This is a genomic window from Photobacterium sp. ABD4_091 (genome assembly GCF_056160145.1).
In genome coordinates this window covers 578686-590888 of the sequence record NZ_JBSWWQ010000001.1, presented here as the reverse complement: position 1 = coordinate 590888, position 12203 = coordinate 578686, and the positions used below count along the sequence as shown (strand labels likewise).

At 50.2% G+C, this 12203-nt stretch carries 9 protein-coding genes; 7 read left to right on the top strand and 2 right to left on the bottom strand.

The annotated features are described in order from the left end of the window. Positions 1-29 precede the first annotated feature (29 nt). From odhB to ACXAGQ_RS02450, 4 genes are all read left to right on the top strand, one after another. Complete coding sequence (odhB, locus tag ACXAGQ_RS02465) at positions 30-1247, top strand: 2-oxoglutarate dehydrogenase complex dihydrolipoyllysine-residue succinyltransferase (protein WP_475251536.1); 1218 nt, start codon at positions 30-32, stop codon at positions 1245-1247. 129 nt (positions 1248-1376) lie between these two features. After that, complete coding sequence (gene sucC, locus ACXAGQ_RS02460) at positions 1377-2543, top strand: ADP-forming succinate--CoA ligase subunit beta (RefSeq protein WP_475251534.1); 1167 nt, start codon at positions 1377-1379, stop codon at positions 2541-2543. Continuing rightward, positions 2543-3415 carry a succinate--CoA ligase subunit alpha gene (sucD, locus tag ACXAGQ_RS02455; RefSeq protein ID WP_475251532.1) on the top strand — a complete coding sequence of 291 codons (873 nt, stop codon included), beginning with the start codon at positions 2543-2545 and terminating at the stop codon, positions 3413-3415. The genes sucC and sucD overlap by 1 nt, the downstream gene beginning before the upstream one ends. Before the next feature lie 137 nt (positions 3416-3552). Further along, complete coding sequence (locus tag ACXAGQ_RS02450) at positions 3553-3855, top strand: VF_A0006 family four-cysteine protein (RefSeq protein ID WP_475251530.1); 303 nt, start codon at positions 3553-3555, stop codon at positions 3853-3855. Positions 3856-3949: 94 nt separating this feature from the next. Here the strand turns inward: ACXAGQ_RS02450 and znuB are convergent, their stop codons facing one another. After that, positions 3950-4735 (bottom strand): zinc ABC transporter permease subunit ZnuB, encoded by a 786-nt coding sequence (gene znuB, locus ACXAGQ_RS02445; RefSeq protein ID WP_475251528.1) that lies wholly within the window; start codon positions 4733-4735, stop codon positions 3950-3952. Further along, on the bottom strand, positions 4728-5513 hold the full coding sequence (gene znuC, locus ACXAGQ_RS02440) for a zinc ABC transporter ATP-binding protein ZnuC (protein WP_475251526.1): 786 nt from the start codon (positions 5511-5513) through the stop codon (positions 4728-4730). Before znuC ends, znuB begins: the two co-directional genes overlap by 8 nt. A gap of 93 nt (positions 5514-5606) precedes the next feature. Here znuC and ACXAGQ_RS02435 point away from each other — a divergent pair, with 93 nt between their 5' ends. From ACXAGQ_RS02435 to ACXAGQ_RS02425, 3 genes are all read left to right on the top strand, one after another. Beyond that, on the top strand, positions 5607-6686 hold the full coding sequence (locus tag ACXAGQ_RS02435; protein ID WP_475251524.1) for a zinc ABC transporter substrate-binding protein: 1080 nt from the start codon (positions 5607-5609) through the stop codon (positions 6684-6686). Between the two features lie 2 nt (positions 6687-6688). Then, on the top strand, positions 6689-8032 hold the full coding sequence (gene mepM / locus ACXAGQ_RS02430; RefSeq protein WP_475254646.1) for a murein DD-endopeptidase MepM: 1344 nt from the start codon (positions 6689-6691) through the stop codon (positions 8030-8032). A gap of 264 nt (positions 8033-8296) precedes the next feature. After that, complete coding sequence (locus ACXAGQ_RS02425; RefSeq protein ID WP_475251522.1) at positions 8297-11989, top strand: ATP-binding protein; 3693 nt, start codon at positions 8297-8299, stop codon at positions 11987-11989. Positions 11990-12203: the final 214 nt, after the last annotated feature.

Below are 12203 nucleotides of genomic sequence, written 5' to 3'. Positions count from 1 at the left end.
AGAACTGGAACAAAAAGGACAAAGCCGATATGACGATCGAAATTCTGGTTCCCGATTTACCTGAATCAGTTGCAGACGCAACAGTAGCAACTTGGCACAAGCAGCCAGGCGATGCTGTCACCCGTGATGAAGTTCTGGTTGATATCGAAACAGACAAAGTGGTGTTGGAAGTACCAGCACCGGAAGACGGTATTCTTGAAGCAATTCTAGAAGACGAAGGTACCACCGTACTGACCAAGCAGCTGATCGGCAAGATCAAAGCGGGCGCAGTAGCGGGTGAACCAACAAAAGATGTCCCAGCAGAAGCAGAGTCGTCGCCTAACAAGCGCAACACTGCGGCGCTGGGTGATGAGACCAATGAGGCATTGAGCCCTGCGGTTCGCCGCCTGCTGGCTGAGCACAATATCAGTGCAGCCGATGTGAAAGGCACCGGCGTTGGTGGCCGTATCACGCGTGAAGATGTCGAAGCGTTCGTGAAAGAAGGCAAGCCGGCTCCAGCGCCTGCGGCACCTGCTGTAGAAGCGAAGGTTGAAGCACCGATTGGCCATCGAAGCGAGAAGCGTGTGCCAATGACCCGCTTGCGCAAGCGTGTGGCTGAGCGTCTGCTTGAAGCGAAGAACAGCACAGCGATGCTGACAACGTTCAACGAAGTCAACATGAAGCCAATCATGGATCTGCGCAAGCAGTACAAAGACATCTTCGAAGAGCGCCACGGCATTCGTTTGGGCTTCATGTCTTTCTATGTGAAAGCGGTTGTTGAAGCACTGAAACGCTTCCCTGAAGTGAATGCTTCTATCGACGGTGATGACATTGTTTACCACAACTTCTTTGACGTCAGCATTGCAGTGTCCACACCGCGTGGCCTGGTGACACCAGTCCTTCGTGACTGTGACAAGCTAAGCTTGGCGGAAATCGAAAAAGGTATCCGCGAGTTGGCTATCAAAGGCCGCGACGGCAAACTGACCGTTGATGAACTAACCGGTGGTAACTTCACTATTACCAACGGTGGTGTATTTGGTTCATTGATGTCGACACCAATTATCAACCCGCCGCAGTCAGCGATTTTGGGTATGCACAAAATCCAAGACCGCCCGATGGCCGTGGATGGCAAGGTTGAAATCCTGCCGATGATGTACCTGGCGCTATCTTATGACCACCGCTTGGTTGATGGTCGTGAGTCAGTGGGTTACTTGGTTACCATCAAAGAGTTACTTGAAGATCCAACACGTCTGCTTCTAGACGTGTAACCCTGCAGGCAGGTCAGTGAGGCTCGACAGTTGGCCTGCCACTTTTGCAGTTACAATCGAAGAAGTACCAAAGAGTACTTTACATGGATATAACGATTCCCCAAGGGATATGAAAACGGATAGAACATCATGAATTTGCATGAATATCAGGCGAAACAGCTGTTCGCCGAGTACGGTCTGCCAGTTCCAGAAGGTTACGCTTGCGACACGCCACAAGAAGCAGCAGAAGCTGCAGGTAAAATCAGTGGCGACAAATGGGTCGTGAAATGTCAGGTACATGCCGGTGGCCGTGGTAAAGCGGGTGGCGTGGAACTGCACGACACCAAAGACGGTATCAAGGGTTTTGCCCAGAAGTGGTTGGGCAAGAATCTGGTAACCTACCAGACTGATGCAAATGGCCAGCCGGTAACGAAAATTCTGGTTGAAGAAGCCTCTAACATCGCCAACGAGTTGTACCTAGGCGCGGTTGTTGACCGTGGTACACGCCGTATCGTGTTCATGGCATCGACTGAAGGCGGTGTGGAAATCGAAAAAGTCGCTGAGGAAACCCCTGAGCTGATCCACAAAGCAGCGATTGACCCTCTTGTTGGCCCTCAGCCTTACCAAGGTCGTGAGCTGGCATTCAAACTGGGCCTGGAAGGTGACCAGATCAAACAATTCACTAAGATCTTCCTGGGTCTTAGCAACATGTTTGCTGATTACGATCTTGCTCTGCTAGAAATTAACCCATTGGTGATCACCGGTGATGACAACCTGCTTTGTCTAGACGGCAAGATCAACATTGATTCCAATGCCCTTTACCGCCAGCCTAAACTACGTGAAATGCACGATCCTTCACAGGAAGACGAGCGTGAAGCACATGCGGCACAGTGGGAGCTGAACTATGTAGCACTTGATGGCAACATCGGCTGTATGGTCAATGGCGCAGGCCTTGCTATGGGTACCATGGATATCGTTAACCTGCATGGCGGCCAGCCAGCCAACTTCCTAGACGTAGGTGGCGGTGCAACCAAAGAACGTGTGACTGAAGCATTCAAGATCATCTTGTCTGATACCAATGTTAAAGCGGTATTGGTTAACATCTTCGGTGGTATTGTTCGCTGTGACCTTATTGCCGAAGGCATTATCGGTGCGGTCGAAGAAGTCGGTGTTGAAGTGCCGGTCGTCGTTCGACTTGAAGGTAACAATGCGGTGCTAGGGGCGGAAACCCTGGCGAAGAGTGGTTTGAACATCATTGCTGCGACTTCCCTTACTGAAGCAGCGGAAAAAGTTGTTGCTGCAGCGGAGGGTAAATAATGTCTGTTCTAATTAATAAAGATACCAAGGTGATCTGCCAGGGCTTTACTGGCGGTCAGGGTACATTTCACTCAGAGCAAGCGATTGAGTACGGAACGCAGATGGTCGGTGGTGTTTCTCCGGGTAAAGGCGGCACCACGCACCTAGGCTTGCCAGTATTCAATACGGTACGCGAAGCCGTTGAAGCCACTGGCGCAACAGCAACAGTCATCTACGTACCAGCGCCGTTCTGCAAAGACGCGATCCTTGAAGCGATTGATGCGGGTATCGAGTTGATTGTAACTATTACTGAAGGTATCCCAACGCTGGATATGCTGGATGTTAAAGTACGCCTTGATGAAGCAGGCGTGCGCATGATTGGTCCAAACTGCCCGGGTGTGATCACGCCGGACGAGTGTAAGATCGGCATCATGCCGGGCCACATCCACAAGGCGGGTAAAGTAGGTATTGTTTCTCGTTCGGGGACATTGACTTACGAAGCTGTTAAGCAGACAACAGACGAAGGCTTCGGCCAGTCTACCTGTGTGGGTATCGGTGGTGATCCTATCCCGGGTTCAAACTTCATTGACGTGCTGGAGCTGTTCGAAAAAGACCCTGCTACTGAAGCAATCGTGATGATCGGCGAGATCGGCGGTACCGCTGAAGAAGAAGCTGCTGCCTACATCAAAGAAAATGTCACTAAGCCTGTTGTGTCTTACATTGCCGGTGTTACTGCACCTCCTGGCAAGCGTATGGGCCATGCCGGTGCGATTATCTCTGGCGGTAAAGGTACTGCTGAAGATAAGTTCCAGGCACTGGAAGCGGCAGGTGTTAAAACCGTGAAGAGCCTTGCTGACATAGGTAAGGCACTGCGTGAAGTGACTGGTTGGTAAGCCAAAACTATCGCATTTTAATGAAACCCGCCAAATGGCGGGTTTTTTATTGCCCGCTTTTGTCTGGGCCTTACGTGAGGCTGGCAGATAGGTATGGGTATATGCTTAACGGAGGTAGTTGACCAAGAGGCCTGACAGTGAAAAAAGTGACCTTGCTGCTGCTAGTCGCGTTAAGCTCCGCGTTTAGCTTGGCCAAAGAAGACAAGGAAGGTTATGAAACCTGCATTCTCGAACATGTGTCATTAGCTGAAAATGGCACGTCGGCCAACCTGATGACCAACGCCTGCCACCGCCTGTATATCGATAACTTCATGCTGTCAGACAAGGATGAGGCGTATTTCCAATGCCTGCTTGACTACCTACCAGATACCAAGCATTTACGCACAGCAATGCAAGTAAAAAGCACGTGTAACAGCCGGCATCGAAGCTTGTTTAACTAGAAGCTTGTTTAACAATAGAGCTGCGTGATCAGGTTATATGGAAAGGTACTATGTCCAGCAACCCTCAACGGGCTGCTGGAGATTCGCTTTCAAATCAAGCTTCGCTGCGCTTGAATTGGCTGAGCAAGAACAAGGAAGCGGCAGCAACGACCACAGAAGGCCCTGCCGGAGTGTCATAGTGCCATGACATGGCCAAGCCACACATAACGGCAATAATACCCAATCCCGAGGCTAATGCCGCCATCATTTCCGGGCTGCGCGAGAACTTGCGGGCGGTTGCGGCTGGAATGATCAACAAGGAGGTGATGATCAGGGCGCCGACAAACTTCATCGCTACCGCAATTACCATACCGACCATTAACATCAATAGCAGGCGCATCAGGTCGACGTTGACACCTTCAACTTGGGCCAGCTCTTCATTGATGGTCATGGACAGCAGTGGACGCCACAATACAAGCAGCATGGTCATCACGATAACGCCGCCGCCGTAGATCCACAGTAGATCTGAAGGGGTGACGGCAAGCAAGTCACCGAACAGATAGGCCATCAGATCGATACGGACATGATCGAGGAAGCTGACTGCAACCATACCCAACGATAGGGCGCTGTGAGCCAAAATACCCAGCAGGGTATCGGTTGCCACATACTTTTGTTTCTGCAGGCTGACAAGGATCACCGCAAGTGCCATACAGCAAATAAGCAGCGCAAGGTTAAGGTTGATATTGAAAAGGAAGCCAAGCGCAATGCCCAACAATGAGGCATGAGATAGGGTATCGCCAAAGTAAGCCATTTTTCGCCAAACCACGAAAGAACCTAGTGGGCCGGAAAGGGCGGCGATGCCAATGCCCGCAATCAGTGCGGGAAGCAATAAATCAAGCATTGTTGCTCTCTTGTTGTTCGTTGTTTTGGTGTTCGTGCTGGCATGGGCCGACTGGGTTACCAGACAAATCATGCTCATGGTTGTGATGGTGCTGGTAAAGTGCCAACTGCTCACATTGGTGGCGGCCAAACAGTGCCACATATGATGGGTGATTGGTGATCATTTCAGGTTCGCCTGAACAGCAGATGTGATGGTGTAAACAAATCACATGGTCGGTTTTAGCCATCACTAAGTGCAAATCGTGGGAAACCATCAAAATAGCGCAGTTGAGTTTGTCACGTAGCGTTTGGATCAAGCTGTAAAGCTCAAGTTGGCCATTGACATCAACCCCTTGTACTGGCTCATCAAGCACCAGTAAATCAGGCTTTTGCAGTAGGGCGCGGGCAAGCAGTACCCGTTGGGTTTCACCACCTGATAGAGAGTGCATATTACTGTGGTGAAGGTGTTTGCCACTCACAAGTTCAAGGGCTTCGAGACGCTGGGACTCGTTATAGCGTCCAGCCAAGCGCATAAAGCGATCAACCGTTAGCGGCAGCGTGGTATTGAGTGCCAGTTTTTGCGGCACATAGCCAATGCGAAGTCCTTTTTGGCGAATAATTTTCCCAACGGTTGGCTTGTTTAACCCCGTAATGACTTTGACAAGGGTTGACTTACCGGCACCATTTGGGCCGATGAGTGTAGTGATCTGTCCTCGCTCTAATTTCAGCGAAACCTGATCCAGTACGTGCCGCTCGGAGAACGTAACGGTAACCGACTGTAATTCAACTAAGGAATTCATAAATTTATTTGCTTAGATATTTGCCAAAGTGAGATGTTATAATATAACATTCTTGGCAATTGTTGTAATCAAGAATTATTCAGGGAACCTATTATGCGCCGTTTACTCCTCACTTGCAGCACTTTAGGGCTTTTAGCCGCGCCTGCATTGCACGCCGAAGAACTCAAAGTTGTTTCAACAGTCAAGCCTATGACGATGATTGTCCAAGAGCTGACGCGGGGAGTAACGTCAACGGAGACGCTGCTGCCAGCAGGAGCATCACCCCATGATTATGCGCTGCGACCTTCTGATGTACGTAAGCTTAATGAAGCCGATCTGATAGTATGGGTTGGTCCAGAGCTTGAGCGTTTCTTGACTAAAGTAATTGATGGTAAAGAAAATGTACTGACTTTGACGGCTCAAGACAGTATTAATTTCCGTCATTATGGTGATGTTCATGACGACCATGAAGGCCACGATCATGATAAGCATGCTCATGATGACCACGAAGACCACGCTCATGACAAGCATGCACATGATGACCATGAAGGCCACGATCATGACAAGCATGTTCATGATGACCACGAAGACCATGATCATGATAAACACGCCCATGATGACCACGAAGACCATGATCATGACGAACATGCCCATGATGACCACCATGGTCACAGCCATGATGGTATTGACCCGCATTTATGGTTAGGTCCAGAGCAAGCGGTTCAGGCTGCACAGGTGATCACCGAGAAACTGATCAGTGTCGCGCCGGCTCATAAGGATATCTTTGAGCAGAACCTAGCCAACTTTTCAGCAGAGGTTCGTGCTACCGTCGCCTCTATTGAACAAACGCTGACACCGGTTTCCGATCGTGGCTACTTTGTCTTCCATGATGCATATGGTTACTTCGAAGAGCAGTTTGGCCTCAATAATCTTGGTCACTTTACTGTTGAACCGGATCGTCGACCTGGCGCCAAAACGCTGATTTCGATTCGTAACTCGTTAAAAGATCAGCACGCCAAGTGTGTCTTCAGTGAACCGCAATTCTCTCCAGCGGTGGTTGACAGTGTCGCCCGTGGCACCGGCGTAAATATTGGTACCCTAGACCCGCTAGCGACTGACATTGAGTACGGCAAAGGCAGCTATATAGAGTTTTTGAACCAAATGTCAAGAAGCTATAGCCAGTGTCTGAAATAAGCATTAGGGCCGCCCGCGAGGCGGCCGCTGTTTTTGGCCAGCTGCCGCGCCCTCATCGAATAGGGCTGGTGGTATGCTCGACTATCGTACTGGCTGCCACTATTTGCCACCCAGGTTCGTATGTGGCGCAAGGAATTAATACTCGGGTCGAGGTAAATATTCCCTCGACAGGCCGGGAGCTGTTGTCAGAAAGAAACAGCGAACCTTTGGGAGCGGTTATTGAGAACAATGACCCAGCTTTTGATATCCCTGAGGATGAGCTTGAGCAGCAACTGACCCAATACGCACAGCGCAACCATCGTCATACCGTTGCTAGCGGAGATACATTGGGAGGAATATTTGGTCAATATGGCTTGCCTCTTGCAGACATGTATCAAATGCTAAATGCTGAACCTAAATTGCAGCAACTTGGGGTCGGTCAGCGCCTGGAGTGGACACTCGATGATAATGGTAGGGTAGAAAGCCTAACGGTCCTCCGCAGCGCCAAGTTTGCTGACCACTATCAACTCGCTGATGAAGGTTATCGTCACCACCGCTCAGAAGAAACCGGGGAACTTAAGCCTGTTAGATACGCTGGCCAGGTCTCCGGGAGCTTCTATAATTCTGCCCTTGCTGCAGGGCTGACACCAAACCAGATCCAAGAGTTGGTACAGGCCCTGCAGTGGCGGTTTGATTTTGGCCGCCAGGCTCGCCGTGGAGACCGTTTTGCAGTGACGGTCGAACGCGAGTTTATTGATGGCAGAGCGGTCGGGCGTGGAGAGGTTAAGTCCCTTCTATATCTTAATGGTAATCGCGAAATCTTTGTCAGCCGGCACCGCAATGGTCTTTTCTATGATGAGGATGGTAACAGCTTGGATCGTGCCCTGCGTCGTTATCCGACGGCCAAGCGCTTTAGAATAAGTTCTCCTTTCAATCCACGTCGTAAGCACCCGGTAACAGGTAGGATATCTCCTCATAACGGCACTGATTTTGCCACACCGATTGGAACCCCTGTGCTGTCAGCGGGTGATGGGGTGGTAGTAAAGGCGCAGAAGCACCCGTTGGCCGGGAATTATGTGGTCGTGAAGCATGGTCGGGAATATGTTACCCGCTACCTTCATTTGCACCGGATACTGGTGAAGCCCGGTGAGCGAGTCACGATGGGGCAACGGATTGCTTTGAGTGGTAATACAGGTCGTTCTACGGGGCCGCATTTACACTACGAGTTGATCAAGAAGAATCGCCCAGTTGATGCAATGAAAGTACCATTGCCAGAGGCTGCTCCAGTGCCTGCTGGAGAAATCGTCGAATATGGAAAAATCGCGCGTGAAGAAAAATCTGATCTGCATCAGAAGCTGAATAGTTGACGGAGCACTATATCGCCCACGTCTCCTGCTGGCTATTGGTTGTATAAAAAACGCACTGATGTGCGTTTTTTTATGCATCCTGCCTCATTTTATAAATGTAAATCTATATTCGATCGGTCAATACTGCATAATAAATGAGGTTTTTTAGGGTAGAGATAACATTTACGCTGTATGGGCAGACGAATATTATTGGTGGCCTTCATCTTTGTTTTTGGGATGTTTAAGGCTGTGCCAACTTTTGCATCGAGCTATTTATTTCATTCGATGTCTGAGGTTAATGGGCCGAGTACGCTGTCCGTCCAAAAAGTGGTCAACGCAGCCGAGAAGGGTCTGTGGCTTATCGATACTCGCGGCCAGCTATTCTTTTATGACGGGGTGAACTTAAAGCCGGCTCTCGACAGAAAAGGCAAGCCAATATTGGGCGTCACCGATCTGGCTGTTGCCGCAGGCCAGGTGTGGTTGGTGAAAGACAGCCATGCGTATTCTTACTCCCCGCAATTAGCCAAGCTCGAGCGATATAGTATTAGTCAGGTGCCGATAGAATCGGTCGTGGCGTGGGACAATGAGCCGGTGTTTGCTAACCGCCGTGGCTTATATCGCCTAGTTGACTCCGAGCTAGATGCAGAGTTCTTTCCCTTCCCCCATCCGATCAAACTATCAGGCCTCCATGTTGTCGATGAACATCTCTTTGTTGCGGCTCAGAAAGGGGTGTACGAGTATCTGTCCACGACGGCATTACCCACCAAGCTTCTGGCCGACCAGCACGTCACCGCTGTTGAGCAGGACTCTCAAGGGGAGCTGTGGTTTGGTACACGGCATGGTGTAATCAAGGGTAGAAATGGTGAGTTACATCCGGTTGGCGGGCAGGGGCATGCGGTATTGAGCCTTCAGGCCACTCCTGAAGGGGTGTGGGTGGGAAGTACTGTAGGGCTCTACCTGATGGCAACAGATATGGCGATTAAGCAGTATTTTATGCCTTCCGATTATGATAGGTATGCGATACCTGGGCGTAGGGTGGAAGGGCTTCACCAAGATAGGCTTGGTAACCTTTGGGTTTTGACGCCGCAAGGGATCAGCCAGTTACCGTCAGGCTCCATGTCCCTCAACAGGCTCCGGTTTGGCAGTGCAGAAGGGCAGCTAAATGCCTCTTTGATCACCGGTGTCGCTATGGCAAACAGTGACCACTACTGGCTGGCAACCGATAACGGCTTGTTTGAGCTCTCCCCGATGTTCGATATTGTCCAGCACATACCGGAGCCGGGAGCGATAAAACAGCTGTACCTATCTAATAACCAGATCTGGATCCTCAATGCTAGGGGGCTATCGCTGTACGATATCGCAAGCTCTCAGTTACGCCCCATTGCTATGCCAAAGGAGTTGCAAGGCCACTCGGTCGATCGCATTTGGGGCGATCATTTTGGCTCGGTCTGGGTGGGTGCAGAAAATGGATTGTACCGATACTGGCTTGAATTCGGGGAGTGGATGCCGTTTGGTAACCACTGGCTTCGTGATCCTCTCGGTGGCGAGCAGATCACTAATATTGTGGCAGACAGTGAGCAGCAAGTTTGGATTGGAACATCTTACGGCTTGTATAAGTTCGATGCCGGAATGCTGCAATTTGTCCCGGGCTCAGCCAAATTGGGAGGGGTTGTAGACCTCTATGAAGACCGTATGGGGCAACTGTGGGTAGCAACCCACTCCGGTTTGTGGGTCTCCCAGGGGCTCAAGCCGCTCAAACTCCAGGAAGTGCAGCTATCCTCTGAGTTTGTCCAGCCCTATTGTATTGCAGGGGGAGGCAATGGCATATGGCTTACCTCCAGTAGAGGTCTGTCGTTTGTCAGCTACTATGCGGAATTAAAGCAGCACCTTGGATTTAATAGTGGCTTACTTCCCGACGATATAGGTTCCCAGGCCTGCCTGCTGGATAATATGAATACCTTGGTGCTGGGATATAGGCGCGGTGTATTGGCTATTCCCGATGAAGCCCTATTCAGTAAGCCTGCTGACGAGCCTGAATTGGCTTTGAGTGCGGTATGGGTTGATGATGATATTTGGCCGTTGGGGGATACGTGGAGCCAGCTCCGGCGCTTGCCCTTCGGCGCGTCGATCGCTTTTAAGCTTGATACTTTGCCATCGCATTCAACCTTGTACCAATACCGGGTCGTCGATGAGAATGAGCATGCTGCAGAGTGGCAGATCGCTACGCAGCCCCTGCTGGCCGTTGGGGCTTTGTCCGCAGGGCGTTATACGTTGGAAGTCCGTCGGGTGAGGGCATCAAACAATGAAAAAGCAGAGTTACGGTATGTCTTTCGGGTTCAGGCCGCTTGGCGGGTGTACCAGGCGCTGATAGGTTTTGTCATTGTGTCAGCCTTATTATTGGTATTACTGCTCTTTTATTGGCGAAGCAGAGTTTTTCGCGACCAGGCCCAGCAGCTCAAACAGGCCGTTTTTCAAAAAACCGCAAAAATCGAGCTGCAGAAAAAAGAACTCAATGCCAGCAATGTTCATTTGCAGCGTATTTTGGATGTGCGGCAACATATCATGGCACATCAATCGCATGAACTGAGAACCCCATTGCAGCTATCGCTTGGTTTACTGTCTGATCTGCGGCCATACTGCCAGGCACCGAGTAAAATCGATATTGCCGAACGCAACGTTGCCCATGCTTTGTATATTGCCGAGCAGCTGCTAGCTCGTGATGTTTTTGCTTTGGTCGAGCCAGATAAGACATGTGAACAGCTGGTGGCGCCGATCATTCAGGCTTGCTGCCTAAGCTGGCAGGCTGAAGCCGAGAAAAAACAGATCGCCTTGTGTCTTGAAGACCATATACCTGCGGACACCTGCATTGACCTTGCGCCTTATCACTTGGAAATGATATTGGGTAACTTATTGTCCAATGCCATGAAATACACCGATAGCAAAGGTGGGATCACGGTCAATGTTAAGCAGCATGAAAAGCAGCTGGTCATTTCGGTCAGTGATACTGGGCGTGGAATGTCTGAACAAACCAAAGCCCACCTGTTTGATAGCTATTACCAAGAAGAAATGCAATATACGGCTGAAGGAGGCTTTGGTCTTGGGCTAGGTACCGTCAAGCAATTGGTGGAGCAGTACAGCGGAACCATTTCGGTGATCAGCTACCAGGGGGTCGGGAGTGAATTTATTATTCGCTTGCCGCTCGTTGTTGGGATGTTAGAGCAGGGCGAGCAGTGTACTGGCCAAGAAGCCTCTGATTTACGTCGCTGGGTAATGGTAATTGGCGATGAAGCGGATGCCCAAAGTGACTGGAGTAAACAGCTTTCTGAACACTGTCATGTGAGCCATACCCGGGGCGACTATGAAGACCTGATGTTGCTTGAAGACCCGTTGCCCGAACTGGTGATGGTTGACAGAGATGTGCTTGAGCCAAGCGATGAAGAATTGCTACAGGGGCTGAAGGATGAATTTTTTAACAAGAAAGGTCCGGTGATCGTTGCGCTGTGTAGTGCCAGCGAGGGCAAACGCCCTCAAGCTGTTACTTGGGCAGATCATACTTTGCAAAAACCGCTACTCCCTCATACTGTGGTCGCCGAGATCGGATACTTACTCAGCCTGCAGCAATCGTTAACGGAAAATGGAGGGCAGCAAAACAAAGATTGGCAGGACAATGTCCAGTCGCTTGTGACTACCCAATTTCAGCATACCGGTTTTGGTACCTCGGCAGCAGCCAAAGCCTTGTATATGTCCGAGCGGACATTCCAGCGCCGCTTCAAGCAAGAGTTTGGCTTGTCTTTCAAGGACTACGTAACCCAATTTCGTTTCGAACAGGCCACGGTGATGCTCAGACAGGGAGACGACGTCTCTGATGTTGCCTTGGCGTGTGGCTTCAAGGACCCTTCCTATTTCAGCACTCGCTTCAAAGCCTATTGTGGCCAGACTCCTACCGAATTTGCCGCCAGCTCGGCGGCAGCTGATTAACAAAGCGCGATATGGCTATCTGGCCATATCGCGATTTTTAATTAATCATCTGTTTTTTCTGACTTTTTAATTGCTCGGTGTCGATGGTTAGCCTCACGCCCTTTTCGCTATAGCTGCAAAATGTGCCGCGTGTCAATAATGCAAACAATGAATGCAAAAATGAGAGTGATTTATTGATTTAAAACAACACTTAATGTGTTTCAATCTGTAACAT

Bases quoted from the DNA above. Each gene is read 5' to 3' on its own strand.
- znuC (WP_475251526.1), bottom strand. From the start codon at position 5,513: ATGAATTCCTTAGTTGAATTACAGTCGGTTACCGTTACGTTCTCCGAG.
- odhB (WP_475251536.1), top strand. From the start codon at position 30: ATGACGATCGAAATTCTGGTTCCCGATTTACCTGAATCAGTTGCAGAC.
- sucD (WP_475251532.1), top strand. From the start codon at position 2,543: ATGTCTGTTCTAATTAATAAAGATACCAAGGTGATCTGCCAGGGCTTT.
- ACXAGQ_RS02435 (WP_475251524.1), top strand. From the start codon at position 5,607: ATGCGCCGTTTACTCCTCACTTGCAGCACTTTAGGGCTTTTAGCCGCG.
- znuB (WP_475251528.1), bottom strand. From the start codon at position 4,735: ATGCTTGATTTATTGCTTCCCGCACTGATTGCGGGCATTGGCATCGCC.
- ACXAGQ_RS02425 (WP_475251522.1), top strand. From the start codon at position 8,297: ATGTCTGAGGTTAATGGGCCGAGTACGCTGTCCGTCCAAAAAGTGGTC.
- sucC (WP_475251534.1), top strand. From the start codon at position 1,377: ATGAATTTGCATGAATATCAGGCGAAACAGCTGTTCGCCGAGTACGGT.